We start from the raw sequence: 26524 nt of genomic DNA on the forward strand, positions 1-26524 counted from the left end.
GGCACCGGTGTCAACGGTCTTTCGGTCCGAAGAGCCGATGGTGGCGCCTCCTGTCGTCACGGTAGCCTCGAAAACGTCCAAAAGTGCCGCGCTTGTCGTCGCGCTTAGCGTGGCGGGCATTGTCGGCCTTTCGCTTTGGTATCTCGCGCAACCGCAGCCCTTGCTAGTGCAAGGGGAAGCCGATGCGACCCGAATCGACATCGCGGCGCGCGTGGACGGCCGCGTCGACCAGCGGCAGGCATCGCGCGGCGACAATGTCGCGGTCGGGCAGGTGCTCGTTGCTATAGACAATCCGGAGTTAGTGATGAAGCTTCACGAGGCAGAGGCGTCGAAGGTCGTCGCTGCCGCAGATCTGGCGCGGATACAGGTCGGCACCAGGGCCGAGGTGGTGGCCGAGCGCGAGGCCGCGGTTGCGGCGGCCGCGGCTAGCCTGACGCTCGCGCAGCAAACTTACGACCGGGTAAAGAAGATCACTCAGGGCGGCTACGAATCGGTGGCAAAGCTCGACGAGGCGACCGCATCGCTGGACGTGGCGACGCGCACGCTGGAGCAAGCCAAGCTCGCCCACGACGAGGCCGTGGCCGGCTACACGCCCGAGGAGCGCGGTGTCGCGCAAGCGTCGGTCGCCAAGGCGGATGCCGCGATCTTCACACTGCAGGCGCAGGTGGACGAGATGACCGTGAAGGCGCCGATCGGCGGGCAGGTCTACCAAGTCAGTGCCGAGCTCGGCGAGTATGTCTCCCCGGGTGTCCCGCTGCTGTCCCTGGTTGACCTGAGCGACGTCTGGCTGCGCTTCGACCTGCGCGAGGACCTCGTCAGGGGATTGAAGGTCGGCGACCGCTTCACAGTCAGGATTCCCGCGATCGACGACGCACCGATAAGCGTTGAAGTTCGCACGATTGCGACCCGCGGCGAATATGCCGGCTGGCGTGCAACCCGTGCGACCGGTGACTTCGATTTGAGGACCTTCGAGGTGCGAGCCTATCCGGTCGACAAGGTCCCCAATTTGAGACCCGGCATGAGCGCCTATGCGGACTGGGCCGCGGTACGCTGATGGCCAGCTCCCGCCGCGCCGGCATTGTCGACGTCGCCGTTCGCGAGGTCATCTGGATCTGGCGCGACAAGGTAGCGCTGCTGCTGGTCGTGGGCATCCCGCTGATTTCGTTCGCGCTGCTGGTCGCGACCTTCAGCAACGCAGTGATCCGCGACCTTAGAGTAGACGTTGTCGATCAAGACCGATCGAAGACATCGGAGACGTTCGTCCAGGCGATCGACGCAGCACCCGGAGTGATGGTCGCCGAACGTTCGTCGGACCTCAATGGAGCCATGCACGCGGTCCGCGCCGGAAGGGCCATTGCCGCAGTCTATATCCCTCAGAATCTTGAGCGTGACATCACCAACGGGCGACGGCCTCAGCTCGTCATCTTCTACAACAAGCAATATTTCACGCCGGGCAACGTCGCCTCAAGTGGATTGCAGGCGGCAGTTTTGGCCGCCGTATCCGACCTGCCGGCCGGGGTGAGGAGCGCCAGCTTCGCACCCGGTCCGCTCGTGGTGGAGCCATATGTGCTCACCAATCCCGCCTTGAATTACGTGCAGTTCCTGCTCAGGGCGATCCTGCCGACGGTGCTCCACATCGTTGCCGCGGTCGCCGGCGGCTATGCCGTCGGGTCCGAGTTCAGCGCGCGAAGTGTGCGGCAGTGGCTATCGACCTCGGGCGGCAGTCCGCTTACGGCACTGGTCGGCAAGCTGGTGCCCTATCTGGCAGTTTTCCTTCTCATCATGGCTGTCTGTATCGTGATCATTCACGGCATCTTCGAGATACCCTTCCCGGGAGATCCGGCAATGATGGGAGCCGCCGCTTGTCTCCTCATCATCGGGTATCTGTCGCTGGGCGCGCTACTCCAGCTGCTTGTGAAGAACCTCGCCGTCGGCCTCACGCTGACCGCCATTATCTGCTCGCCGGCGTTCGGCTTCGCCGGCGTCGGCTTTCCTGTTCTGGGGATGAACGGCTTTGCGCGTGGCTGGGGCACGATGCTGCCGCTGCGCTGGTACATCCAGGTCCTGTTCGACCAGGCCGCGCTCGGCGTACCAGTGCGCGACTCCGCGGAGCCTTTCATCATGCTCGCCAGCTTGGCGATGCTCTACTTCGGCCTCTCCTGGGTCCGATTCGTGGTTCTGGCGCGCCATCCGGCCCCCGAGCCTGCGCAAGCGCTGCCGGTCAACCGGCCGGCCAGACGCGGCATCGCCGGGGCTTTCGCCGACGAGTATGGGCGCGTACTGGGCAACAGGGCCGCTTTCGGGCTGATCGTGCTCGCCCCAATCATTTACGGGGTCTTCTACCCTCAGCCCTACGTGGGACAGCTGATCAAGGATGCGCCCGTCGCAGTCGTCGACGATGACAGGTCGGACGTGAGCCGCTCGATCATCCAGGCGCTCGATGCCGACGAGGCGACGGAGGTCGTGTTGCGGCCGACCACCTTGGAGGAAGCGCAAAGGGCGCTGGCGCGTCGCGAGGTGTTCGGCATTCTCGGGATACCTGCCGGTACCGAGCGCGAGGTGCTGAAAGGCGACAAGGCAGGTCTGCCCGCTTTCGTCGATTCGACCTATTTCTTGCTCTACAACCGGACTTTCCAGGGCATTCAGGAGGCGGTCGGCGCGGTCAGGGCGGACCTCGTGGCGCGCAGCGCGCGCCCGGAAGGGAGTCTCTACCGAGCAGCGCTGGCCCGGATCTCGCCGGTCGAGGTTTTGGCGCAGCCGCTGTTCAATCCGACCGGCGGCTACGGCAGCTACATCGTTCCAGCCGCATTCCTGCTTATCCTGCAGCAGACGCTGCTGATGGCTGTGGCGACCATCGGAGGCACCGCTTTCCAGCAGGGAGGCCCCGAGGCACGTCGCCAAAGGGGTACGTTCGCAGCGATCCTCGGTCAGAGCCTCGCCCACCTGTTGCTGGCGCTGCCGGGGTTTGCGCTGTTCCTCGTCGTATTGCCGCGCGTCTACGGCTTCTCGGCGAGTGATCACATCCTCGATCTGCTAGTGCTGGCCATTCCCTTCATTCTGTCGGTGAGCTTCCTCGGCCAGTTTGTGGGCACCTGGTTCAAGCGGTCGGAAACCGCAGTGGTGATCCTCATAGCCATCAGCCTGCCGATCTTCTTTCTGGTCGGCGTCGCCTGGCCGCTCGAGGCGATCCCACCGCTGTTGCGGACCGCCAGCGTCATTCTGCCAAGCACGTCCGGCATCGACGGTCTCGTGCGTTTGAACCAGATGGGCGCGTCGATCGCCGACGTCTGGGGAGACTGGATGCGCCTGTGGATTCTCACCGGCACTTACGCGCTGCTCGCAATCGTTGCCGCGCGGTTCGTCACAGCAAGGAGAGATTCACATGCCGGCTAATGCGAGAAGCCGATCGGTCGCGGTCGCATGCGCGGCCGCGGCTATCATCGCGATGCCGACTTTTGGCGCGGTGGGCGACGAGAGCCTGCAACCTTCGGTGCCCGGCATGGTCCGCCAGACCGAAATCCGCATCGCGCCGGACATTACCGGGCGGCTGGCCACGATCGCCGTCGAGTCGGGTGACCATGTCCACCGTGGTGACTTGCTCGCTACACTCCACAATCCGGAGCTCGCCGCATCAGTGGGAGAGGCCAAATCCGCAGCCGCCAGCGCCAGGGCCGAGCGTGATCGCGTCTATTCGGGCGTACGTGAGGAGGAGGTTACGATCGCCGCCCAGGCGGTGCAGACGGCGGAGACAAATCTCGTGCTCGCCAAACAGCAATATGATCGGGCAGCGGCGCTCGCCGGTAAGAACTTTGCGAGCAATCAGCAACTGGACGAAAGCACGGCCTCGCTTGCCAAGGCGAAAGCCGACCTCGATCTGAAACGCGCCGAATGGGCAGAGGCGAGCGCGGGGCCGACCGCCGAAGAGCGCGCTGTTGCGGACGCAAGGGTCGCGTTGGCCGAAGCAACCGTCGCGGGCCTTCAGGCGCGGCAGGACAAGACAATGCTCACTGCACCGGTCGACGGGACGATCGGCATTCGCGTCGCCGAACCGGGTGAAATTATCAGCCCTGGAAAGCCGGTGATGACGCTCGACGCCGACGACCGGCCGTGGTTCGCCTTCACCTTGCGCGAGGACGCGCTTCACGGTTTGACTGTAGGTGTGACTGTCGCGCTGTCCATTCAGGATGGCCAAAAAATCGATGCCCGGGTGACGGAGCTTCGTCCCTTGGGCGAGTTCGCGACTTGGCGCGCCGCCCGTGCCGTCGGCGATCATGACCTCAATGCCTTTCGGGTCCGGCTCGAGCCGACCGGCGGAACTGACGGCCTCGAAGCCGGAATGACAGTTTGGCTGGCAGAGCAGCGGTAGGGGAGCCGGGATCAGTGTCAAGTTATGGCGACATCGCTCATCAGGTGATCGCTGACCCAATCGTGCAGACGGGTGCGCTCGCCGCTGTCGGGGCGGTGATCACTCGGGTGGTGCTTCGCAATCACCCCAAGCGCCACCTCATCGGTCAGCTGGCCTTGTTTGCCGCTCTCACCGTCTTGCTGGTGTCCCATAGCGTCGTTCCGTACGAGCCGGGGCCACAGGCCGCGTCCGGCTTGCAGAGTTTTTTCCTGGGATTGGCCAAGATCATATGGTGGACCAGCGCTGCATGGTCGCTGATCAGCATCGTCCGTGTTTTCCTGATTTTCGAGGGTCGGACCCGCGAAGGTCGGCTCCTGCAGGACCTCATTGTCGGCGTCATCTACGTCGGCGCCGTGCTTTCCGTCGTTGCATACGTCTTCAACGCTCCCGTGGGTACTCTAATTGCCACGTCCGGCGCCGTCGCGATCATCCTTGGCCTCGCCCTGCAAAGCACCTTGAGCGATGTCTTCTCGGGGATCGCGCTCAATCTGGCCAGATCCTACGGGATCGGCGACTGGCTGGTCCTCGGCAATTCGATCGAAGGCAAGGTCGTCGAGACCAGCTGGCGAGCCACGCATCTGCTTACCGCCGCAAATGATCTCGTCATCGTTCCGAACAGCGATCTGGCCAAAGCAAGGCTAACCAATCTCAGCAGTCCCGAGCCCAGCCATGGCGTAGCGCTCACGATACGGTTCCGGCCGACGACAGCGCCGTCCGCGATGGTCGAGGTGATGCGTTCGGTCCTGCTGAGCAGCAACTCGATCCTGACGATTCCTCAGCCTGCCATCCAGGTAACGTCCCTCGATGCGAACGCAGCCGAGCTGGCGGTGACGTTCAGCGTTGCCGACGTTTCCGCAGTGGGCACCGCGAAAACCGAGATATTCGATTTGACTTATCGCCACTCGAAGGCTGCGGGGTTGGCTCTTGCACCGCCCCCCGAGGGCAGTATCTCCGTCGCCGCGTCGTCGCCGGGCGCGGTGCCCGCAGGGCTGCGCGCCACTCAGTTGCGGCTGCTCGATGCCGTTCCTCTGTTCGCCCACCTGACCGAGGATGAAAAGGAAGCCCTCGCTTCGACGATGACACGCCGCACCTTCCGCAAAGGCGAGGTGCTGGTCGAGCAGGGAAGCGTAATGAAATCTCTGATGATCCTGCGCAGCGGCGTGGCGATTGTCACGCGACAGAGCACGGACGGAACGACGACAGCTGAACTGGCAAGACTGGCGCCGGGCGACTTCTTCGGTGAGGGCGGTCTGCTGACCGGCATGGGCTCGCCAGGGTCCGTCACGGCGCTGACCTCCGTCGTCGTCTACGAGATTACCCAGGACGGGCTGGAGCCGCTCATGCGGGATCGGCCGGCCATTGCGGACGAGCTCGGCTCGCTTCTGTCGAGAAGGACCGCCGTGGAACACTTCAAATTTGATCAGCTCAACGGCGCTGCGGGGCCGAAATCGGTCACCCCGCTGATCGCCCGTATCAGACATTTATTCAATCTTTGAGCGGCTGCCTTACGCAGCACGAGCCCCCAACAAGCGTGCCTTGGAGCGCACGATGCGCGAAATGAAAAACAACGCGTGTGAGCATTCCGCATCTAATTTAATTGCGATCACACAAAATGCCGGTCCGACGGGGAGTCTTCCACACATACGGCGGCCTCTAAACCTAGGTTTATCTGACGCGACGTATCGCTTATTGCGCACCACCCTCGTGCAATAGCGCGCAGTGCTCAAGAGGATCAAATTAATCGTCACAAGTCTTGCCACGAATGGGTTTTCCAAAGCACGCGAGGTTGACATGCGCGCATCAGGATCCACTGCAATTTTCGGACGCTTGCCCGAACCCCACGCGCCAGTGCCAACAGAATCCAGTTATCGCGGCGCGGACGAGCCTATTACAGCTTATGCGACTGACCTGCGGTTGCTTCTGGCGTCGATCGTTCACGATTTCAACAATCTGTTGACGCCAATCGTCAACATCCTCGAAGAGTTGCAGAGCCGGCGCTTCGGCACGTGCAGACAGCTGAAGAAGATCGACGGCGCGATTTACTGTGCGTTTCGGGCCAAAATCCTTGCTCGCCAACTTCTCGATTTTGCCAATCCACGGCCGGTAAAAGCCGAACCGGTGGACATTGGCCAGCTTCTAGAGCTGATCGAGGCGCCTCTCGCCGGTGCCCTCCCGCCAGACATCAACCTCGAATTAGATGTCGCCGAGGACCTCCCGCCTGCGTTCATCGACCGGCAGTTCGTCGAGCGGGCTCTTTTCAACCTGGTTCTCAATGCGCGCGACGCTATGCCCAAGGGCGGCGACGTCACCATCACAGCGAGACTGGATCTTCCGACTGCGAGCCAAACAGGCAGACGCAAGCGGATGATCCGCCTCTCTGTCGTCGATTGCGGCACCGGAATGGATGGCGACACGCTGAAGATGGCGGGGCATCCGAATTTCTCAACGAAGACCAATAGCACCGGTCTCGGCTTGGCGACGGTCAAACAACTCATCGAAAGCTTAGGGGGCGGACTCTCAATCGCAAGTATGCCAGCGCACGGCACCACGATCGATCTGTGGCTACCCGTGATCATGGCGTGCTTAGCCGACTAGTGACAAGAGAAAGGACGGGTTGCGATGAAACTCCGCGCCCTACTCATACCCTGGTTATCAGCTGCTCGCGATTTCGTAGCGCCCCGGTACCGGCCCGAGCTTCATTACATGCGCGGCCCGGGCCCGGCCTTCGCACGACGCGCCGCGATAGTGGAATCGAGACGCGTGTTGCCTGTGCTCGGGGACCCGCACCGATGTCGTTGATCTTCGCAGCTCGGACGCAACAAGGAGGTCTGCATGAAGCCGGAAGACGATAACAGCGGGGCTATCACGCGACGAACTGCCCTGGCGCTGGGCGCTGCAGCCGCTTCGGTGCTGTCGATTCCATCCTTCAACTCAATCGCTCGGTCGACGGTGAACCCCTCCCATCAAGATCAAGGAGCCGAAACCATGACGTTCGTAGATACCAAGGACGGAACGCAGATATTCTACAAAGACTGGGGGCCGAGGGATGCTCAGCCCCTTGTGTTTCATCACGGCTGGCCTCTCAGCTCGGACGACTGGGACGCGCAGATGCTGTTCTTCCTGACTCAGGGTTTCCGTGTCGTTGCCCACGACCGTCGTGGGCACGGCCGCTCGACACAGGTCAGCGAAGGTCATGGCATGGACCATTACGCGTCCGACGCCTCTGCTATGGTCGAGCATCTCAACCTGAAGAAGGCCGTGCATATTGGCCATTCGACCGGCGGCGGCGAAGTAGCCCGCTACGTCGCAAGGTATGGTCAGCCTCAGGGCCGCGTTGCCAAAGCCGTTCTGATCAGCGCCGTTCCGCCGCTCATGGTCAAGACAGAGACCAATCCTGGCGGCACACCGATCGACGTGTTCGACGGCTTCCGACAGGCGCTGGCCGCCAACAGGTCGCAGTTCTTCCTCGACTTGGCTTCAGGACCGTTTTATGGCTTCAACAGGCCGGGTGCGAAGGTTTCGCAGGGCATTATCCAGAACTGGTGGCGCCAGGGAATGATGGGCGGCGCCAAGGCCCACTATGACGGCATCAAGGCCTTCTCCGAGACCGATCAGACGGAAGATCTGAAGGCGATCACGGTGCCGACGCTCGTCCTGCAGGGCGATGACGACCAGGTCGTACCCTATAAGGACGCTGCACTGCTCCAGGCCAAGTTGCTCCAGAACAGTTCGCTCAAAGTCTATCCCGGTTTTTCGCACGGCATGTGCACGGTGAATGCGGACGTGATCAATTCCGATCTGCTCGCCTTCATACGCGCCTGAGGCCGGACCGAACGCGCCGTTTCCGAGTTGAACAAATCCGCCAGCAGAACCTCGCTCGGCGCGCTGTTCCCGACCGTGTTCATCCTCCTCCCCAACTGCCCGGCTGACAATCGGCCGGGCCTTTTTTTTTTTGCGATTGCCAGAGCTCGATGTGGCGCCTTTGAGCGCTCGCTGCAAGCTTCAGCGGGATGGCTTTTCGGCTGCTGACCACGATTGAAACTCGCCCTAGGCACCGGTGAAGAAGAGCAGTGCGTCGACTGCCGAACATACGCCTCGAGATCACCGGCGATTGCCAGCAAGCAGTAGGCTTATGCCGAGAAAGTAGCCAGCGAAGCAATCGGCAGTGTGGCTCTTATGCTTGGAGAGGACCCTGCCAACGGGCCACACGATCGACTCGGCATGACGCCGTCCACTGTGGCCACTCAGTCCCCTGGCCTGCGCCAAACGACAAGTCTCGCCTTAAGTGTTTGAACACTCTCGCCATGCTGATTGATTGTGCGGCTGACTACAGTAACGATGCCGCGGTCGGGCTTCGAACGGGAGGGTGTTATCTCGATCACTTCGCTTTGAACTTGCAAGATGTCGCCGGGACGTGTCGGGACTGGCCAGTTGATCTCTCCTCCAGCACCTATGATCCCACCCGCCAGAGGCAGGCCGCCTTCTACGTTCAGGCGCATGGTGATAGCGGCCGTGTGCCACCCACTTGCCGCCAGGCTATTGAAGAATGTCTTCGCTGCGTCCCGCTCGTTGGTGTGGAAGGGCTGCGGATCGAATTGGAGCGCGAACGCCTTGATCTGCGCTGCATCGATCGTGTGAGTCCCGCTCGTGAAGCGTTGTCCGACATGGAGATCATTCAGATAGAGACGGTCTGACCGTATCCGCTTACTCATGCCTCACCTCCAGCGCGTTCTCCCTCCCGGCGCCTCCACCCATACCTTGAGCGTGCCGCCCAACTCAAGCGGGACCTGGTGGCGCCCGTGTCTACAACAAGGCTCTTGGGTCCCCCGGAGAAAGCGCTGCGGCAAAGGGCGACGCTGCGGTTCCGACGTCCGGACCCACGACATGCGGCTTTCCCTAGCCGAATGCATGGAGACAATGCTTTTCGAGTAGGACGTCGCGTGGCTCGATGACGCGGATCGGTTCTCCCTGGAGCCTGCGCTTGCCCTGATCCGCGGCGCCTTTGCCCACCTGCCGGACTGGCCACATTCGGCCCCATGATGGACCGAGGGGGTTACCGCCAGCCGAATCCGGACAACGCCTATTCGGTGAACAGCCTCACCGCAAAAAAGATGCGGATGGGGCGGTCACCATCCAGCTTGGTCGCCAGAAATGACCGCTCTAAGGCAGTGGCACCGCTACCTTTGATGGCCGAGAATCAGGCGCAAAGCTGCCATCCCGCGCACTCTAACATAGAACGTCATGGTGAGGCGCCGGGAGCGCCAGTTAGTACTCGTCCGCCCTCATGATCGTCATGACCCGAGATGTGACGTCTCGGTTAGAAGGATCAGATGAATGATATCGGCGAGTCAGATCATAGTAGTCGATCTTCCAGATAACTTTGATCTCACCGACCGTGATCACCGCACAATCGTGCTCTCCATAGGGATCATTCTCGGGAGTAAAACCATCGAAGGCAGTAATGGCCGAGATGATGTCCCTTATTGTTGAGGGGCCAAGGGCAGCAATTCCGTCGGTAATGACAACAACCCCGCCCAGGCGCCTGACCCGCAAGTCGTCGTTCAATGACCTGATCTTGAGGGCGGTTTCGTCGAGCGCCTGGCTGATGTGATCGGCTCCCCCGAAGAACATGTCTGATTTCTCCTTCGTCATGGTTTCCCTTTCTTTAGTATGAGGGGGACCTTTCTGGCCGGCCCTATTGCCGGTCAGTCCCGCGTTCCAGTTTCTGTTTTGGAGTCGCTAACCCGCGTCGGGCGGATCACTCGCTATTGGGGTCGGAGCTCGGCGGCGCGTCGGGAAGCCACCATCCTTGCTGGCATGCCTTCCAGATGACGTAGTCAACGGTCGAGACACTGTCTCCCGCCAGTTGTGAAAGTCGCGAGCACAATTCGTGCACATCCTCACCTGAATTCGCCGCGACCCTCTCTAGCCAAACGTCTGGTTTTGCAGTGTCAACGCCGAGGTTCTTTGCCAGGTGATACTTTGTGATCACGCCGACGTAAGGAAGGGTCTCGCAAAACTCGATCACCTCCGCCGACCCTACGTCCCACGCCGAATGGAAAGTTTGAAAAAGCTCCGATCGGTTCGACATTACCAGGTTGATGGCTTTTCTCTTCCCAGGATGGCCGAACGTCTCGCCAACCTTCCCTGTCTTCAGCAAAGCCGGCTTCATCCGTGACCAGATGTCTTGGGTCACGGTCCATCTCATCCCACTGTTCAGGATGACGTATGACACTCGGAGCGCGAAATCGGTTGCGTCCGTTGGTGGGGTCTTCGTCCTGACGCGGTCGAATGCCTCTGGATCGAGTTCCCTGACCATTTCCCGGTAGGTGAGATACTCGTCCAACGTCACTGGCCGAGTTCCGGTCGAAGAAGCGCACTCCGCTCCGCCATCAAAATCCGATCGGTGTGAAAGTGACATTTCACACCGATGGAATGACCACCAAGATTTCTACTAGAATCTACTATCAACTACCCCTCCCCTTCGAACGAGAATGATCTCGTCCGGATCGATCTGGTAAGGAACTCTCGGGTCCCGGAGTGAACACCGCGCCCGCTGCAAAACTTTCATCGCGTCGGAGTCGAACAACCGGATCGTTCTCGCGGTCATACGGTAGGCGACCGTCCAATGATCGTGACGACCAGAGAGACCGATGATGGCGACCTGGTTGCCGCGAAGACCTTCGCGCAACGCGGCCCATAGATCGTCGAACCGACGGATTTTCGACGTCAACATGGCCATACTGATCGGGGCCTCGAGTACCTCTTGAAGGTAACCGCAGGCGGCTTCGACGAGGGCGTAGACCGTCGGGATTTCGATCCCTAATCCGACTGTTTCATGCGCCGTCACGCTGTTTGTCGTCAGACTCTCCGACAGGACTTGGAACAGACCAATCGACTTTTCGCGTCCAAGCTCCGGGAACAGAAATCGGACAGCGTTCATCACGCAGTAGACGCCGCAAAGGCTATCCAGATCCCCTTGACTAAACGGCGCCAGGATCTTCTCGGCGACCGGGATCCTCAAAACCCGCGCGCGCGGGATCGGCCCACGAACCTCTTCGTTTCGGTCACACATCGTCGCTATCTCAGATCATGGAAACGATACGGCGCTGGGCGTCCGTATCGCCATCGATGTAACTCTGCGTCATCGACAGAGACCGGTGACCGGCGAGGAGTTGAACGTCGCGAAGACATCCGCCTGCGCGGTGCGCGGATCGTGCCGCCGTCGTGATAAAGGTCCGGCGCCCCGAGTGTGACGAACACCCTTCAAAATTTAGATCGCTGTACAGTTCGACAAACCAATTGACGATGCTATTTGCCTGCATCGCGCCACCGCGGCTTGAACGGATCACAGGTCCGTCGCCTCCCTCCTCCTCTCGCAACAAAGACAGGGCACCCTTGAGACTCGGATGAAGCGGAATGCGGCGTCCAGATTGACGTTTCGCGATACGGTCCTCGATCACGACCAGGTTCCCGATCCTCCCCTTCGGATCGAGGAGCATTGACCACTCCAATCCGGCGATTTCGCAGGCCCTCAACCCGGCCTTACAGGAGAGGAGGATAATCACCCGATCCCTCATCGGACGCGATGATTTGCGCGTATGCGCAAGCATTTTGCGTAACATTGAATCGGTGACGACCTTGGCTTGACGACCAGACATTGGGTTGCGCTCCAGGGATGGGACAACCCCAGATTATAGGCAAATATTCCTATTTTCAAGCCGAAAGACGCCCGCAAATCGAGCGTTTTCGCGATTTTGACCTAGGTTTTGCTGAGGAATTGGTCGTCAGGCGCGACGAGATCGACGTGGCTTACCCCTAGGGCCTGCGCCAAATCCAAAAGGGTCTCCACTGTTGGATTTCGTTTCCCGTTTTCCAGGCCACTTACGTATTGCTGACTCAAATTGGCGCGCTCCGCGACGCTCTCCTGGGTAAGACCGGCCGCCTTCCGTATTCGGGACAGATTCCGCCCGACGAGTTTCCGTATATCCATCCGACTAGCAATTGCGGAAACGTCGGCTTGAGTTTATCAACTATAATATGTAAATTCGGCTCGATCTCATTGATCTCCTTAACGGGTCGAACAGGTCCGCTGGATCAACAGTTCACTGGGCGCTGAAACAAGCTGCGGAGAGATGGTCCGCGAGCTGAGACGCCTTTGACTTCTTTCAAACCACAAGCGGGTAGGCCAATGGCGACAGTGATGTTTCAAGAGAAGGCTAAAGATTTTAACGAAATTGTCTTTCACTATAAGAGTGCTATTCGAAACTACGCCACGTTCTCGGGTCGTATGAGCAGAAGGGCGTTCTGGTATTTCTACGGCTCTATAGCCATGGTCAGCGCGGTATCACTTTCAGTCGATTCCCTCCTCGAAACTGACGTATTTTTTCCGCTGACGGTTCTGTTTCACATCGTTCCACATTTCTCCGCACTTGTGCGGCGGTTGCACGATGTTGGATACCCCACCTGGGTCGTCATACCGTGTGCTGTCCCTCTTATCGGATTTGTCTTCGCTGCGATGGGCTCTGAAAATGGACCAAACGAGTACGGACCGCCGCCTGCGCCATATTCACCCCAGCCGCCTCAAACTCCGAAGGGTATGGCGCAGCCACTACAGGCTTACGAGGGGCCAAGAGGTTCTGCGGCTTGCGAACCGCCGATCGAGAAATTGGAGCGATTGGCCGAACTGCGCAGCAAGGGCGTGATTACCGACGCTGAATTCGATCAAATGAAGCGCCGTTTGATGGGCACCAACCCGACCTAACATTGCCCGAGGCCCGAATGGACTTGATCCGGTATGTCAAAATCACCTCTGGATTGCTGCCCATGTTCTCTTTCTGTTCTTTTCGAACAACATATGGTCGTGTAAAATGATACGCGCGAAATCAGATTCGTAGCGAGGCCGATCGCGATGACGGAACAGCCCAGGACCTTCAACGAACCGACGATCAGCTGCCCCAGCTGCAAGGCGAGCATCAAGCTAAACGAATCCCTTGCGGCTCCGTTGATTGCGGCCACGAGAGAGGACTACGACCGCCGCCTTGCTCAGAGCAATGCAGCTATGGCCGCCAAGGAAGACGAGCTGCAGCGCCAGCGAGCCGAGATCGATGCGGCCAAACGGGAAATAGAGAGTGAAGTCGCCGAAAAGGTCAGCATTGAACGTGGTCGGATAGAGGCCGACGAAGCCCGCAAGGCGAAGTTGTTGGTCTCGGTCGATCTGGAAGAGCGAGACAAAAAGCTGGCCGAGCTCGAAGCCACCTTGCAGGTCCGCGATGGGAAGCTGGCTGTGGCTCAACAGCAGCAAGCGGAGTTCCTGAAACAGCAGCGCGCGCTGGACGATGAACGGCGAGAGATCGCCCTGACCATCGAGAAACGCGTACAGGAGGGCTTGGACCTGGTGCGCGCAAAGGCCAAAACCGAAGCCGAGGAAGGGCTGCGGATGAAGGTCGCTGAAAAGGAAGAGCAGCTCGCCGGGATGCAGCGGCAGATTGAGGAACTGAAGCGACGCGCGGAGCAAGGCTCGCAGCAGCTTCAAGGGGAAGTGCTTGAACTTGAGCTAGAGTCCCTTATCGCCGCCAGGTTCCCCCTCGATATCATCGAGCCGGTCGCCAAGGGGGAGTTCGGCGGGGATGTAATTCAACGTGTCGTCGGGCCGGCCGGTCAACAGTGTGGTTCGATCCTTTGGGAATCGAAGCGGACCAAGAATTGGAGCCAAGGGTGGTTGCCGAAACTGAGAGGCGACCAACGTGCCGCCAGGGCGGATATAGCGTTGATGATTTCCGAGGCCATGCCCCCTGGTGTGGAAACCTTCGATCTGATCGACGGCGTCTATGTAGCAAATCCGAGATGCGCTCTACCCATTGCGGTGATGCTGCGACAGTCACTAATCGAGTTGGCGAACTCCCGCCTTGCCCAGACCGGTCAGGCTTCCAAGATGGAGTTGGTCTATGGGTACCTGACCGGCCCACGCTTCCGGCAGCGGATAGAAGCGATCGTGGAGAAGTTCTCCGACATGCAGGATGACCTCGCCCGAGAACGCAAGGCCACCACGCGGCTGTGGGCCAAGCGGGAGGCACAGATCCAGAACGTCATCGAGTCCACAGTCGGGATGTATGGCGACCTACAGGGTATCGCAGGCAAGGTGATGCAGGAGATCGAGAGCCTTCAGATTTTGGCGGTGGAAGGACCATCCGAGAATGCGCTGAATCCCGCCCCACCAATAGCGTCATCGTAGGGGTGCCGTTCCAACCGCTCCGCCCTCTGGCGTGCTTGCAGAAGCCCGAGAGTTGAGCACGCGCGCAAATCGGCAGACCTGTCGTCCTTAGGTGAAATGTGGCCCATAAGAATTCCAGGTCTAGCCGGACTTTTTCAACATTGTTACGTTATTCGCGGTAATCGCTTGCACACGGTTCGCCCATCGCTCCAAAGCATCGTGCTTTTCCTCTTGATATTCGTAGCGATTATAGATGGCGGCAACGCCGCTCACTTTCCCGGTTTTGTGGTTTAGGATTGCCTCGGTGACCTCCTGTTTGATTCCAAGCCTCGCGAGTTCTGTCGCGCAGGTACGGCGTAAATCGTGGAGATGCCATTCGGGCAAAGCCGGCTCGCCGCAATGCTTGGCCAGTGCCTTCTTGCCATTGCTAAAGCCGCTGAATGGCGTGGTAGCGGTCGTCGTGAAGACGTATTCCGAAGGCTTCCCGTCTGCATCTGCGATCCTAGGCAATGCCTCGATGATCGTCTTAGCCAGCGGTGCTATTGGTACGATTTGGGGGCGGGAATTTTTAGTTCGCGATGTTTCAAGCGTGATGGCGGTCAGATCGTCAGAAATTTCAGACCATTTGAGTTCGGCGATCTCGTCCCGGCGTTGGCCGGTCAACAACAGCAGTTGGGTTATGGGACCAAACGGATAACCGCATTTCTCCGCCGCCTTCCAAACAGTCTTGATTTCGTCGTGCGTTAGCACGCGGTCGCGGCTGATCGGTGCGCCCGGTGCTGTGGCAAGCTCAATGATGTTGCGGCCGATCGCTCGCGCTACTGGCTTCCAACGGAAGAATGCAGAAAGAACCGCGAAGGCATTTCGGCGAGCACCGGGCGCCAGCTTGTCCAGGAGTTTTTCAATTTCGCGGTAGTCAAGGGTCCTGATGTCGGTGACGTGGTTCCAGTGGGGCTTGATGTTGGTCGCGATGATGCGCTCGTATTCATCAGCGGTCGAGGCTTTGACCGCCCTGCCCTTGAAGCCTTGGGTGCGAGCGGTCTTAACGAAATCATCGAACCAAGCGGCCAAGCCTTTCTTGTCAATCTTCTGTTGCCGAGGATCGTTGCCGCGTTTTGCGTCGTTGCGAACGCGTTCAGCGATGATGCGGGCTTGGGTGACATTCAACGCTTGCGTAGACGAAATGAGGGTTCTAATGCGGTCGTCGGCGCTGCCCACTTCATCATAGCGTCCGATGGTCACTTTGGACGCCTTCCCTTCGATCTTCGTCCGCACTGCCCAGGACAAAGCGCCGCTCGGCTGCATCACCAGATAGAGCCCAGATTGGGTGCTGTCGGGTATCTCTTGCCGTGCCGTCGCTGGCTTCAAATTGTTGATGAACGCAGCGGCTTTTTTGAATTGCCCAGGGATGGGGCTTGGCATCGGTTTTGGCTCCGGGGTAACACCAAGGGTAACCACGGGTGTGTGATACTACGTTCGGCACCGTTATTCAAACCGATGCTCCGATTCACTCAACCGTCTGAAATTTCTAGGTTATACCCTTTTGCACGTGAGGGACAGTTACCCCTTGGGGTGCAGTGGCATAAAATTTGTAAACCGAAGGTCGGCGGTTCGATTCCGTCCGGGGGCACCATCCTTCGCTCTTCGAGCTTCGGATGGCAGGCCACCCGAAGCTTAGCCGTCCTCCGAAGCCTCGGCGAAGGAGGATGATCGGCTGGCAACACCACAGCAGGCCAACTCGCAACCTTCGACCCAGCCGACCTTCTAAGCGAACGTCGCGGCCTGAGCGGCTGCCGTATCGCCACTGAACGTGTTCCTCACCCTCACCGATCTGTAGACATAAGCGGCCCAGATCCCTGTGACTATGAAGGATGCCAAAGGCGCAACCAGCGCCGTTCCGGCAAGCAAACGGTTTACCGGGACACCAAGCACAGTCGATATCCAAACTGTGTCCAGTATGAACAAGAGAGGAATCGCAAACCACAGACATATAAACAGCTGCGGGAAGCGGTGGCTTCGCCGTAGCATCGAAACAAGCACGACCAGCTGAAGCGCCAGAAATGCCAGATTGAGGGCGGCCTCGCCATAAACAGCCAAGGCCCCGTTAGGAACTGTAACAAGCTGTTGGTGGGTTTTGACCAAACTGGCCATGTCGACAAGTGTGCGCAGCGGCGAAAGGGACAGACTGATCGCCAGCAGGATCAACCAGCCGCCAAATCCCACGAGGTCTTCCGGGCTCTGTGAGGATTTGCGTGACGACCGGACGGCGAAGAAAACGGGCACTCCAATCAGCAAGAGAAGTATCGCCCAATGCCACATTTTGCCCACCCCCTTAATGCATCTCCAGGTTGTTTAACGTACACCCCTGGATTGTGCAAGCATTTTCACAGGGATCAAGGCTTCCCGAAGACTTTTTGGGTCTAAATCGCGGACGACCCTTGCCGCTCGCAAATTTGGCTCATCCCTCACCCAACAAAATGCCGAGGAAATGCCTGGTGCAGCAAAAGCAGCATGGTCTTCCGCAACACGTCGGTGTCGCGGCCGGACGGGTTGAGATGATCCCAGTACCAGGCGCCATGGACCAGATAGTTCAGGCTCTCCGACAGTGTGTCGATGTCGACGCCGGTGTAGCCGCCGTCACGGGCAATTTCGATCAGAAAATCGCGCGCTTCGGCGGTGTAGGCGAGATCGCTGGGCAGGCCGATTTCGTTGTAGATCTGCATGCTCTTGCGGTCGCTGGAGAAGGCGACAAAGACCGATACCCATTTCGGGTGCTGCCTTGCGAAATCCTGCGCACAGCCGACCGCGCCCAGGACCCGTTCCACCGTCGACAGGCCGGGCGCCCGCACCCGCGTCAGCCACAGCGCGTCATACTGATCGCTGAGATACTGCAGGACAGCCCGGAATAAATTCTCCTTGCTGCGAAAATGAAAGACCACCAGCGCGTTGGACGAGCCGACATGTTCGGCGATGCGCTGCATGGTGACGCTGGCCAGCCCCTCCTCCGCGATGAGCTCAATGGAGGCGTCGATGATGCGCTGGACGCTGGCTTCGCCGCGCTCGCGCCGACGATCCCGGGACGGCGCGGCGTCGTTTGCAGCGCCCTTGGTCGTCGCCGCCTTGCGTTTGCCCGCCTCGGCAGTCGCTTTGCTTTGCGCCATGATCGTCAGGCCTTTCCGTACGGCGGAAACATCCCGCCGCTGTTTTGATACAGGACACGCCGATCCATTGCAGACTCAGATCGACGGGCGTGTCCCGGCATTCGTGTACCATTGACCTTGAACCGTCTCAAAGGCCATCGCCGCCCGGAAAACATCGGAATCGCTGTAAGTGCGGCCGACGATCTGGAGGCCGGTCGGCACGCCATTGGCGGCGCGACCTGACGGGATCGACAGAACCGGGCAGCGGCTCATCATGTTGAACGGCGTCGTCATCACCCAGCCCAGCGACGGGTTCACCTGTTTCCCGTTGATCTCGACGGTCCCATTGGTCTGGTCGAACTCCGCCGGCACCGCCGGAAGCGCGTTCGTCGGGCAGATCAGCACATTGTAGGTTTCCAGCAACGGACCCAGGGTCTGGTACATCCTGGCGGCTACGTCGAGGGTCGCGACAAAATCCGTCGCCTTCGACTTCTGCCCATCCTGCGCGAACCGCCTGGCATAGCTGGTCATGTCGCTGCTGTGCTCGGCGAGCAGTTGCGACAGCGATGCGCCGAATAGATGCTCCAGATAGGCCATTCCAGCCTTCAGCACCCCGTCATCCCAGCCAAGGTCGACCTCCTCGACGGTCGCCCCGAGCGAGCGGAACACATCGCAGGCGGCGAGCGTGTTCTTGCGCACGTCGGCATCGACCTCGAAGGAGCCAAGGTCCATCGAGAAGGCGACCTTCCAGCCCTTGATCGGCTTGTAATCGAGCGGCAGGCGAAGTTTGGGACGAAGCGTGGCGATGTCGAGCGGGCTCGGCCCGGCCATGACATTCTGCAGCAGGATCGCATCCCTGACGTTTCGGGCCAGCGGGCCGGTGTGGCAGTAGAAATCGAGGTTGAACGGCGGCTCGTCCGGATTGCGGCCATAGGGCGGTTTGAAGCCGACAAGGCCGCAGGCCGAGGCCGGAATGCGGATCGACCCGGCAATGTCCGAGCCGGTGGCGATCGACGACGTGCCGGAGGCCAGCGTCGCGGCGGCGCCGCCTGATGAACCGCCCGGCGTAAAATCCGGGTTCCACGGGTTGCGCGTCACACCCCAGCGCTTCGACCAGGTGTAGCCGGCACAGCTGAATTCAGGCGTCGCCGTGCGGGCGTGCACAATGCCACCTGCCCTCATGATGCGCTCGTTCATCGTCGAGGTGTGGCCGCCAATGGCATCCCTGGACAGCAGCGAGCCATGCGAGGTCGGCTTGCCCTTGATGTAGCTCTCGTCCTTGATGCCGATCGGCAGGCCTTCCAGCGCGCCGGTGCGGGCGCCCTTGGCGTATTTTGCTTCGGCTTTTCTGGCGAGAGCCATCGCCTCGTCGAAATGGGTGAAGGTGAGGCAGTTGACGGCAGCTTTCGTCACCTCGGCGCGATCGATGGTCGCCTGCATCAATTCGACAGGCGAAAGCTTCTTCGCATTGAACAACCGCAACGCCTCGCTGGCCGGCATGTAGCAAAGGTCGAGATCGGACATTAAGGTTCTCCCGCGATCGGTGGACCGCTTTGGCATGAAGGCCGGGCCGCGGATTCGCGGCCCGATGGTTGTTCATCAGGTGCTGTTCGTCAGGTTTGGGCTGGTGGCGCTGTTATTTCTGCAGATCGGTCCAGATCTTGGTGTACAGCGCCTGCACGTTGGCCGGGCAGGCCGGCATGAACTGGCCCTTGGCGGCAAACTCGGCGGGAACATCCACTTCGGGCGCCCCCTTCATATCGTCAGGCAGGAAGGCCTCGGAGCCCTTGATGCCATTGGCGTAGCGCGCGAAGGCCGAGATCATCGCCGCGTTCTTCGGGTCCATGATGAAGTTCTGGAAGAGCTTGGCGTTCTCGACATTTTTGGCGTCCTTGAGCACCGCGACATTGTCCATCCAGATTGGAAAGCCTTCCTTGGGATAGCCGTAGACGATCTTGTCGTTCTCCAGCCGCTCGCGCAGCGATATGCCGTTCCAGTTGACGCCCGCTGCAATGTCGCCCCTGCCGAGACCATCGACGGCGGCGTAGTCGAGCGAGAGCCATTTCGCCTTGGCCTCGACCAGCTTGTCATGCACCTTCTTCAGCACCTGCATGTCGTCGGTGCAGTACTTTCCGCCCTCATAGGCGATAGCGAGGAACATGATGTCCCCCATTTCGGGCACGACATTGATCTTGCCGACGAGCTCCGGCGGCGGGTCGAGGAAAAGTGCTGAGGTGTTCGGGTCGCCCGCATAGACCGATTTGTTGACCGAGATGCCGGTCGTGCCCCATTGCCACGGCACGGTGTATTTGCGGCCGGGGTCGAACGGCACATCGACCCATTTCGGATCGACGTTTCTAAAATTCTCCATCTTGTTCGGATCGGTCTCCAGGAGCAGGCCTTCGCTGATCCAGATCGGAATGACACTGGCCGAAGGCACGACGATGTCGTAGCCGGAGGCGCCCTGGCGGACCTTGGCAAGTGCGGTGTCGTTGGAGTCGTAGTCGGTGACGGTGACCTTGATCTTGTAGGTCTCTTCGAACTTCTTGATCAGCTCCGGGCTGGTATAGTTGCCCCAATTGTAGATCTGGAGTTCGCCATCGGCGCGGGCAATGCCGGTCATGGCCAGCAGCGATAGCGCCGCCGCAGTCAATTTCAGCTGCATGCTTAGTTCTCCCATTGTTGGGACCGGCGTTGCCGCCTCGAGTCCGTATATTCCCTTCATCCTGGTGGCCATTCACCGGCAAATGCCGGCTGACCAACTCGGTAAGTTCGCAACGGTATTAATTACTAAACATACAGTCAATATCTTTTTGCTCGCATGGCGACAGCATCGGCCAGACGTCGACGACGCATAGTCGATGCCGTCAAAATCTTCAGATTGTCGCGCCCTAGTTCGCCACGGAGAACGAAATCAGGTTCCAGTGATGCAGCCAGTAATATTCGTTCTGTTCCGCGCGCGTGCCGGTTGGGTTGCGGAAGATCGCGGCACAGGCCCTTGTGTCCCGGAAATAGAAGCAGACCCGATTGCCCTCGAAATGCGCATGCCCGCCGCTGTCGGCGACATCGCCCCACGTGTAGGCATAGGTCGATCCGTCCGCCGACGCCGTGACGCTCCACGGGACGCCGCCCTTGAAATCCTTCGCCTGCAGGGTGCCGGCGTTCGTCGCGCCGTCCAGCACACGCCCGGCGATCGTATGGCCGAACATCAGCCGGTGCATCTCGTCGCCGTTCAGCCTGTCCGGCGATCTCGGATCGAAGTCGAACGGCAGCTCCGGAATACCGGCCTTGAGCAGCCCCTCCTGAAAGCGCATGACGTCCTCGAGCTTCATGTAGGTCATGTTTTGGGCGGCCAGGAGAACAGTCATTCCACCCCCGTCGCCATAAGCTTGCGAGTAAGCTAGGATCCTTGGCAGGAGGGAAGCGGCCTTGTCGGTCGCGCCGAGATGCCCATAGGCAGACATGAGCGGCAGCAAGTCGCCGTATTCGGGGTTTGTCGCCAGCGCGACGTTCTTCTCCAGAGAGGTTACCGCCTCCGGGTATTTTCCAAGAGAGAACGCGGCCAGGCCGCGCAGCCAGTTCGGCCATCCCCCGTCGCGCGGATCGACGCGAAGCGACGCCGCCACATAGGCGAGCCCCTCATCCGGGTTGCCGGCGAAGATCTGTGCCAACGCCATTTCGCGGTAGTTCCAGACGTCGCTCGGATCGAGCGCGATGGCGTGCTCCAGAGCGTCAATCGACGCGTCCGCCTGCCAACTGAACGTGTGCTTTCGAGCGATGAGTTGATAGGCGTTCGACGAAGGATGCTTCAGCGCTTCCTGAAGCGCGCCCCAGGCAAGATGCAAGGTCTCGATATGACCCGTGCCAAGCGCCCGCTCCCTCTCTTCGTTGCCGGCTGATTGATCATAGACCCAAGCGAGCTCGGCCAGGGCCTTGCCGTAACCCGGATCGAGTGCGATCGCCCGCTTGAAATGCGCTAGCGCGCCGGCGAAGTCCTGAGGCGAGCCGCGACCCTCGAGCTCCAGTCCCTGAAGATACGCTTCATAGGCCGCCGGATTGGCGGTGCTGCCAGGGGTCGTATCGCCCGCGGCCCGAACGAGGCGAAGCTCCAGTGCCATCGCGACATCGTCGACAACCCTGTTCTGCAGGGCGAGCACATCGCTCCAGGCGCCATCGAAGCGCTCGGCCCACAAATGCGTCCCGGTGGTCGCATCGATCAGCTGCGCATTGATGCGCAAATCGTCGCCCGCACGGCGAACGCTACCCTCCAGGATGTAACGGACGTGCATTTCCCTGGCGATCTGATCCGGTGGGGACTTCCTGTCCTTGTAGTTGACTGCGGCCGTACGCGACATGACGAGAAGGCCAGGCACACGCGCCAGTTCAGTGGTCAGATCCTCGCTCATGCCATCGGCGAGGTAGCCCTGTTCCTTGTCGTCGCTCAGATTGTCGAAGGGCAGCACCATCATCGACGGCTTGGCGTCGACGGGCGTCGCCGGCCAGAACCACCACGCGCCACCTGCCGCCAAAAGAGCAGCCAGGACCGCCACCGCGCCAGCCGGCAAGAGCCGGCGAGGCCAGCTCGATCTGCGTGGTAAGACGTGCACCATGCCGTCGATCCGCGCACCGTAGACGTGCACAGGCCGGATGATGTTTTTCACCTGCTGCTTGCCGGCATCGTCGAACGCGATGTCGATCTTGCCTTGCAGCTGATCGTAGGCGGCGGCTGAGACCAGCAGGCCGCCGGACGGACAAATCTGTTCCAGCCGCGCCGCGATATTGACGCCGTCGCCCATCAGATCGTCGCCCTCGACGACGACGTCGCCCAGATTGACACCGATGCGGTAGGCGATCCGGCGCTCCGGAAGCATGTCGCGTTGTTGTGCGCGCGCGTCGCGCTGGATGGTCACGGCACAAGCGACGGCATCGACCACCGAGCCGAATTCGACGATCGCGCCGTCGCCCATCAGCTTAACGATACGGCCGTTATGCTCGGCGATTGCGGGATCAATAACGTTGGAGCGGAGCGATCGGATCGCGGCGAGCGTAGCTTTCTCGTCCGCCTCGATCAGACGCGAGTAGCCGACGATGTCGGTGGCCATGATGGCCGCCAGTCGCCTCGCTTCCCGACGTTCCTGCATCGCGGCCCTCCCACGGCGCGCCGCCAAGACGTGCATCATAGAGGTTTGAGGCCTCCGGCGCGACAGGCTTTCACGAGGCCGTCCTAAGTCCCGCAGGCAAGTCTGCATATTTCGGCAATGCATTATTTTCGAAATTTCGGAGGCAGGCACAGAGTTCCACGGCCACCTGCGCACAAAGCGACCCCGAACTTGTGCCAGCATCCGCGCCAACCGGAGCGATCCGTGTTGGGACGAGCGCGGGCAGGCAGGCGCGAAACTCAGCCGTCAAGCACTGGGTCCTGGGTCAGAATAGCGGCGTTCAGAGGCATGGCCCGGTAGCGCAGTCTGCCTTGCGCCCTAGCCATACAACTCGGCTCGCAACTCGTATCGCCATATGAATGCAGGAAGAGAATGTCGCCCCAGGATTGTCAACGCCATCCGAACGGCTGGAACGACGAGCTCCTGCCCCAGCCCACATCCGCACCCCGAAGATTAAGGCCGGGGCCTGAGAACACCGCTTAGCACCGCTTTGTTACAATGCCGGTTGCGGGCATGGCATCCCGCTGGCATCGCCGCAGCGTGAGGCCGTCGGCCTTGGCCTGGAGTCCTCGGACTGTCGTACAAGTTCGGCGAAGAGAAGTGCGAAACTTCCCAACACGAGGAAGACGATAATCAGGCGTGTCACCGGCAATAGACAGGTCTCGACTGGCTAGCCCCCCAGCCACCCATCCTCTGCCGGCTAGCATGATCTATTGGGCTTTACGAGTGTTTAAGCTCCGCCTTAACCATCACATTCGCCGCTCCGGCGACATGAAGCGCGAGGGGCCGATTTTCGTTCCGGCGCAGCCGAAGTGCGACGGGACGCTGCCTCCCTTTGCAGATGCGCTTGCCCATGCTACCCCACGCAACCGCCGCCGATCGCCATCGGGAAGTCATGAGCAAAGCCAGTCTCGCCTTCGTCTCCTCAGACACCGCCGATGCCAAGGCGGCGATGGAAAGCCTGTCGGCCCGCTATGGCCAGGCCTCTCAAGAGGACGCCGAGGTGATCGTGGCGCTGGGTGGCGACGGTTTCCTGCTGCAGACCCTACGCGACACGATGAGCACGGGAAAGAAGGTCTACGGCATGAACCGTGGCACCATCGGCTTCCTGATGAACGAATACCGCGTCGGCGGTCTCACCGAGCGCATCGCGGCCGCGGTCGCCGAGACGATCCGGCCGCTGGAGATGCTGGCGGCGACGCATGAGGGCGAGACGGTTTCGGCACTGGCCATCAACGAAGTGGCGCTATGGCGCCAGTCCTATCAGACGGCAAAAATCCGCATCACCGTCGACGAACAGATACGCATCGAGGAGCTGAATTGCGACGGCGTGATGATCGCGACGCCGGCAGGCTCCACCGCCTACAATCTGTCCGCGCACGGGCCGATCCTGCCGCTCGACGCGCCGCTCCTGGCGCTCACCCCGGTCAGCCCGTTCCGGCCGCGCCGTTGGCGGGGTGCCCTGTTGTCCAACAAGGCGACCGTTCGCTTCGATATCCTGGAGCCGGAGAAGCGCCCGGTGAACGCCGCCGCCGACCACACCGAGGTCAAGGCGGTGACGTCGGTGACGGTCCGGGAATCGCTAACGGCGACGGCGACGCTACTGTTTGACCCCAACCATTCGTGGAACGAACGCATTCTCGCCGAGCAGTTTCGCTATTGAGCCGGCGCAAAGAGTGACTACCTGATTAAGCATCGCGATTAAGCTTACGTTTTCACAATCGTGCCAATCCCGCCCGTTTCTGTTGACAAATCGCGGGCTTGCGCCTAATCGCAATACCAATCTTGCAGGCACGCTGTGCTTGCCGCGACGGATGCCGTTGCGCTTCCCCGAACCAGCCAAAGACAACAACACTTGTCCTCAGACACCACGACCGCTCCAGAAGCGTTGACCTTTTCAGACCTTGGCCTGTCGCCGAAGGTCCTTTCCGCAGTCACCGATGCCGGCTACACCCAGCCGACGCCGATCCAGGCCGGCGCCATCCCGCATGCGCTGCTCGGCAAGGATATTCTGGGCATCGCCCAGACCGGCACGGGCAAAACCGCCTCCTTCGTGCTGCCTATGCTGACCCGCCTCGAAAAAGGCCGGGCCCGCGCCCGCATGCCGCGCACGCTGATCCTCGAGCCGACGCGCGAGCTTGCCGCGCAGGTCGAAGAGAATTTCGTTCGATACGGCAAGAACCACAAGCTCAACATCGCGCTTCTGATCGGCGGCGTCTCCTTCGACGAACAGGACAAGAAGCTGGAGCGCGGCGCCGATGTGCTGATCGCCACGCCAGGCCGCCTCCTTGACCACCGCGAACGCGGCAAGCTGTTGCTCAACGGCGTCGAGATCCTCGTCATTGACGAGGCCGACCGCATGCTCGACATGGGCTTCATCCCCGACATCGAGCGCATCTGCGAGATGATCCCGTTCACCAGGCAGACGCTGTTCTTCTCGGCGACGATGCCGCCGGAGATCACCAAGCTTACCGAGAAGTTCCTGCATGCGCCGGTGCGCGTCGAGGTCTCCAAGGCGGCATCGACCGCCACCAGCATCATCCAGCGCCTGGTCAAGTCGGGCTCAAAGCCCTGGGACAAGCGCGAGACGCTGCGCAATCTGATGAAGGCCGAAGACGCCGAGCTGAAGAACGCCATCATCTTCTGCAACCGCAAGGTCGAAGTGTCGGAGCTGTTCCGCTCGCTCCTGAAGTATGATTTCGACGCCGGCGCCCTGCATGGCGACATGGACCAGCGCGCCCGCATGCAGATGCTGGCCAATTTCCGCGACGGCAAATTGCGCTATCTCGTGGCGTCCGATGTCGCCGCGCGCGGCCTCGACATCCCCGATGTCAGCCACGTCTTCAACTACGATGTGCCGATCCACGCCGAAGACTATGTCCACCGCATCGGCCGCACCGGTCGCGCCGGACGCTCGGGCAAATCCTTCACCATCGCCACCAGGTCGGACACCAAATACATCGACGCCATCGAGCGGCTGATCGGCAACAAGATCGAGTGGCATGACGGCGACCTGTCGACGGTGGTCGCCAGCGAAGGCAGCGAGGACGAAGCGCCCCGCCGTGGCCGTGGCGCCCCGCGCCGCGCCGGCCGCAAGGATGACGACCGCAAGGCCCATGATCGCAAAGACAACGACGAGCGCAAGCCACGCGAGCGCCACGCCAAGCGCAGCGATGACGCTCCGGCAGCCGATGCCGCACGCGAGGAACAGCCGGTCGCCGCCGAAGCCACGGTCGCCAACATCGGCGAACGGCATCAGCGCAAGGAAGCGATCCGCTCCGATAACAACGAGCGCAAGGTCTCCGATCGCAACAACGAGAACCGCGCTCCGGAACGCGGCGACACGAGGCCGCAGCGTGCCAGCAACAGCCGCCCTGCCCGCAGCAACCGCGGCGGCGAAGACAATGACGGCACCGTCGGCTTCGGCGATGACATGCCGGCCTTCATGAAGATCGTCGCCAAGGTCTGATCCCCAATGGCCGCGCGTCCCGAGGATGCGCAGCCTTCTTGGACGCGATGTGGAGTTGGGAACCGCTCCAGCAATCAATCAATGCCATGCTCGGCAACCGCAAGACAGGCTCGACCTGCCCGGTCACTCCTGACCCGG

At 60.7% G+C, this 26524-nt stretch carries 23 protein-coding genes; 11 read left to right on the forward strand and 12 right to left on the reverse strand.

The genetic code is table 11. The features are described 5' to 3' along the window. Positions 1 to 37: 37 nt before the first annotated feature. The 7 genes from ACWGTO_RS06215 (at position 38) to ACWGTO_RS06245 (ending at position 8227) form a co-directional block, all read left to right on the forward strand. Entirely contained in the window at positions 38 to 1054 is a 1017-nt protein-coding gene (locus ACWGTO_RS06215; RefSeq protein WP_454573996.1) for an HlyD family secretion protein, read from the forward strand. Continuing rightward, positions 1054 to 3393: an ABC transporter permease gene (locus ACWGTO_RS06220; protein ID WP_454573997.1), complete on the forward strand. Its 2340-nt coding sequence runs from the start codon at positions 1054 to 1056 to the stop codon at positions 3391 to 3393. Before ACWGTO_RS06215 ends, ACWGTO_RS06220 begins: the two co-directional genes overlap by 1 nt. Further along, positions 3383 to 4366, forward strand: a complete 984-nt coding sequence (locus tag ACWGTO_RS06225) for an HlyD family secretion protein (protein ID WP_454573998.1) — start codon at positions 3383 to 3385, stop codon at positions 4364 to 4366. Before ACWGTO_RS06220 ends, ACWGTO_RS06225 begins: the two co-directional genes overlap by 11 nt. 14 nt (positions 4367 to 4380) lie before the next feature. Continuing rightward, the gene (locus ACWGTO_RS06230; protein WP_454573999.1) at positions 4381 to 5901 is read left to right on the forward strand and encodes a cyclic nucleotide-binding domain-containing protein; all 1521 of its coding nucleotides are present in this window, start codon (positions 4381 to 4383) and stop codon (positions 5899 to 5901) included. Between the two features lie 295 nt (positions 5902 to 6196). Then, positions 6197 to 7000 carry an ATP-binding protein gene (locus ACWGTO_RS06235; RefSeq protein WP_454574000.1) on the forward strand — a complete coding sequence of 268 codons (804 nt, stop codon included), beginning with the start codon at positions 6197 to 6199 and terminating at the stop codon, positions 6998 to 7000. A 24-nt stretch (positions 7001 to 7024) separates the two neighbouring features. Further along, positions 7025 to 7204, forward strand: coding sequence for a hypothetical protein (locus ACWGTO_RS06240; RefSeq protein WP_454574001.1), 180 nt, complete (start codon positions 7025 to 7027; stop codon positions 7202 to 7204). Between the two features lie 186 nt (positions 7205 to 7390). Next, entirely contained in the window at positions 7391 to 8227 is an 837-nt protein-coding gene (locus ACWGTO_RS06245) for an alpha/beta fold hydrolase (protein ID WP_454574374.1), read from the forward strand. Positions 8228 to 8649: 422 nt separating this feature from the next. On the opposite strand, the gene ACWGTO_RS06250 is transcribed toward ACWGTO_RS06245, so the two are convergent. The 6 genes from ACWGTO_RS06250 to ACWGTO_RS06275 all read right to left on the reverse strand — a co-directional run bounded on the left by ACWGTO_RS06250 (position 8650) and on the right by ACWGTO_RS06275 (position 12398). Continuing rightward, positions 8650 to 9117, reverse strand: coding sequence for a MaoC family dehydratase (locus tag ACWGTO_RS06250; protein ID WP_454574002.1), 468 nt, complete (start codon positions 9115 to 9117; stop codon positions 8650 to 8652). 553 nt (positions 9118 to 9670) lie between these two features. Continuing rightward, on the reverse strand, positions 9671 to 10057 hold the full coding sequence (locus ACWGTO_RS06255; RefSeq protein ID WP_454574003.1) for a DUF3768 domain-containing protein: 387 nt from the start codon (positions 10055 to 10057) through the stop codon (positions 9671 to 9673). Between the two features lie 106 nt (positions 10058 to 10163). Further along, entirely contained in the window at positions 10164 to 10757 is a 594-nt protein-coding gene (locus ACWGTO_RS06260; RefSeq protein ID WP_454574004.1) for a hypothetical protein, read from the reverse strand. Positions 10758 to 10859: 102 nt separating this feature from the next. After that, on the reverse strand, positions 10860 to 11480 hold the full coding sequence (locus tag ACWGTO_RS06265) for a hypothetical protein (RefSeq protein WP_454574005.1): 621 nt from the start codon (positions 11478 to 11480) through the stop codon (positions 10860 to 10862). A gap of 10 nt (positions 11481 to 11490) precedes the next feature. Beyond that, the gene (locus tag ACWGTO_RS06270; protein ID WP_454574006.1) at positions 11491 to 12066 is read right to left on the reverse strand and encodes a tyrosine-type recombinase/integrase; all 576 of its coding nucleotides are present in this window, start codon (positions 12064 to 12066) and stop codon (positions 11491 to 11493) included. 101 nt (positions 12067 to 12167) lie between these two features. Continuing rightward, on the reverse strand, positions 12168 to 12398 hold the full coding sequence (locus ACWGTO_RS06275) for a helix-turn-helix domain-containing protein (RefSeq protein WP_454574007.1): 231 nt from the start codon (positions 12396 to 12398) through the stop codon (positions 12168 to 12170). A 198-nt stretch (positions 12399 to 12596) separates the two neighbouring features. Between ACWGTO_RS06275 and ACWGTO_RS06280 the strand changes: the two genes are divergently transcribed. After that, positions 12597 to 13169, forward strand: a complete 573-nt coding sequence (locus ACWGTO_RS06280; RefSeq protein WP_454574008.1) for a DUF805 domain-containing protein — start codon at positions 12597 to 12599, stop codon at positions 13167 to 13169. Between the two features lie 147 nt (positions 13170 to 13316). Continuing rightward, a complete protein-coding gene (locus ACWGTO_RS06285; protein WP_454574009.1) occupies positions 13317 to 14639 on the forward strand; it encodes a DUF2130 domain-containing protein in 1323 nt (440 codons plus the stop codon). Positions 14640 to 14759: 120 nt separating this feature from the next. Here the strand turns inward: ACWGTO_RS06285 and ACWGTO_RS06290 are convergent, their stop codons facing one another. From ACWGTO_RS06290 to ACWGTO_RS06315, 6 genes are all read right to left on the reverse strand, one after another. Beyond that, on the reverse strand, positions 14760 to 16040 hold the full coding sequence (locus ACWGTO_RS06290; RefSeq protein WP_454574010.1) for a tyrosine-type recombinase/integrase: 1281 nt from the start codon (positions 16038 to 16040) through the stop codon (positions 14760 to 14762). 342 nt (positions 16041 to 16382) lie between these two features. After that, on the reverse strand, positions 16383 to 16841 hold the full coding sequence (locus ACWGTO_RS06295; RefSeq protein ID WP_454574011.1) for a DUF2569 family protein: 459 nt from the start codon (positions 16839 to 16841) through the stop codon (positions 16383 to 16385). 242 nt (positions 16842 to 17083) lie between these two features. After that, a complete protein-coding gene (locus ACWGTO_RS06300; RefSeq protein ID WP_454574012.1) occupies positions 17084 to 17779 on the reverse strand; it encodes a TetR/AcrR family transcriptional regulator in 696 nt (231 codons plus the stop codon). Between the two features lie 75 nt (positions 17780 to 17854). After that, on the reverse strand, positions 17855 to 19282 hold the full coding sequence (locus ACWGTO_RS06305) for an amidase (protein WP_454574013.1): 1428 nt from the start codon (positions 19280 to 19282) through the stop codon (positions 17855 to 17857). 112 nt (positions 19283 to 19394) lie between these two features. After that, positions 19395 to 20423 carry an extracellular solute-binding protein gene (locus ACWGTO_RS06310; protein WP_454574014.1) on the reverse strand — a complete coding sequence of 343 codons (1029 nt, stop codon included), beginning with the start codon at positions 20421 to 20423 and terminating at the stop codon, positions 19395 to 19397. A 226-nt stretch (positions 20424 to 20649) separates the two neighbouring features. Continuing rightward, entirely contained in the window at positions 20650 to 23100 is a 2451-nt protein-coding gene (locus tag ACWGTO_RS06315; RefSeq protein WP_454574375.1) for an adenylate/guanylate cyclase domain-containing protein, read from the reverse strand. Positions 23101 to 23812: 712 nt separating this feature from the next. Between ACWGTO_RS06315 and ACWGTO_RS06320 the strand changes: the two genes are divergently transcribed. Continuing rightward, entirely contained in the window at positions 23813 to 24580 is a 768-nt protein-coding gene (locus ACWGTO_RS06320; protein ID WP_454574015.1) for an NAD kinase, read from the forward strand. 192 nt (positions 24581 to 24772) lie between these two features. Then, complete coding sequence (locus ACWGTO_RS06325; RefSeq protein ID WP_454574016.1) at positions 24773 to 26386, forward strand: DEAD/DEAH box helicase; 1614 nt, start codon at positions 24773 to 24775, stop codon at positions 26384 to 26386. Positions 26387 to 26524: the final 138 nt, after the last annotated feature.

It is taken from the genome of Mesorhizobium sp. PL10, assembly GCF_053714315.1.

Excerpts from the sequence above, each read along its gene's own strand:
- ACWGTO_RS06225 (WP_454573998.1), top strand. The coding sequence starts at position 3,383 with ATGCCGGCTAATGCGAGAAGCCGATCGGTCGCGGTCGCATGCGCGGCC.
- ACWGTO_RS06255 (WP_454574003.1), bottom strand. The coding sequence starts at position 10,057 with ATGACGAAGGAGAAATCAGACATGTTCTTCGGGGGAGCCGATCACATC.
- ACWGTO_RS06270 (WP_454574006.1), bottom strand. The coding sequence starts at position 12,066 with ATGTCTGGTCGTCAAGCCAAGGTCGTCACCGATTCAATGTTACGCAAA.
- ACWGTO_RS06310 (WP_454574014.1), bottom strand. The coding sequence starts at position 20,423 with ATGCAGCTGAAATTGACTGCGGCGGCGCTATCGCTGCTGGCCATGACC.
- ACWGTO_RS06290 (WP_454574010.1), bottom strand. The coding sequence starts at position 16,040 with ATGCCAAGCCCCATCCCTGGGCAATTCAAAAAAGCCGCTGCGTTCATC.
- ACWGTO_RS06320 (WP_454574015.1), top strand. The coding sequence starts at position 23,813 with ATGAGCAAAGCCAGTCTCGCCTTCGTCTCCTCAGACACCGCCGATGCC.
- ACWGTO_RS06250 (WP_454574002.1), bottom strand. The coding sequence starts at position 9,117 with ATGAGTAAGCGGATACGGTCAGACCGTCTCTATCTGAATGATCTCCAT.
- ACWGTO_RS06280 (WP_454574008.1), top strand. The coding sequence starts at position 12,597 with ATGGCGACAGTGATGTTTCAAGAGAAGGCTAAAGATTTTAACGAAATT.
- ACWGTO_RS06220 (WP_454573997.1), top strand. The coding sequence starts at position 1,054 with ATGGCCAGCTCCCGCCGCGCCGGCATTGTCGACGTCGCCGTTCGCGAG.
- ACWGTO_RS06285 (WP_454574009.1), top strand. The coding sequence starts at position 13,317 with ATGACGGAACAGCCCAGGACCTTCAACGAACCGACGATCAGCTGCCCC.
- ACWGTO_RS06305 (WP_454574013.1), bottom strand. The coding sequence starts at position 19,282 with ATGTCCGATCTCGACCTTTGCTACATGCCGGCCAGCGAGGCGTTGCGG.
- ACWGTO_RS06245 (WP_454574374.1), top strand. The coding sequence starts at position 7,391 with ATGACGTTCGTAGATACCAAGGACGGAACGCAGATATTCTACAAAGAC.
- ACWGTO_RS06215 (WP_454573996.1), top strand. The coding sequence starts at position 38 with ATGGTGGCGCCTCCTGTCGTCACGGTAGCCTCGAAAACGTCCAAAAGT.
- ACWGTO_RS06235 (WP_454574000.1), top strand. The coding sequence starts at position 6,197 with ATGCGCGCATCAGGATCCACTGCAATTTTCGGACGCTTGCCCGAACCC.
- ACWGTO_RS06275 (WP_454574007.1), bottom strand. The coding sequence starts at position 12,398 with ATGGATATACGGAAACTCGTCGGGCGGAATCTGTCCCGAATACGGAAG.
- ACWGTO_RS06265 (WP_454574005.1), bottom strand. The coding sequence starts at position 11,480 with ATGTGTGACCGAAACGAAGAGGTTCGTGGGCCGATCCCGCGCGCGCGG.
- ACWGTO_RS06240 (WP_454574001.1), top strand. The coding sequence starts at position 7,025 with ATGAAACTCCGCGCCCTACTCATACCCTGGTTATCAGCTGCTCGCGAT.
- ACWGTO_RS06315 (WP_454574375.1), bottom strand. The coding sequence starts at position 23,100 with ATGCTGGCACAAGTTCGGGGTCGCTTTGTGCGCAGGTGGCCGTGGAAC.
- ACWGTO_RS06300 (WP_454574012.1), bottom strand. The coding sequence starts at position 17,779 with ATGGCGCAAAGCAAAGCGACTGCCGAGGCGGGCAAACGCAAGGCGGCG.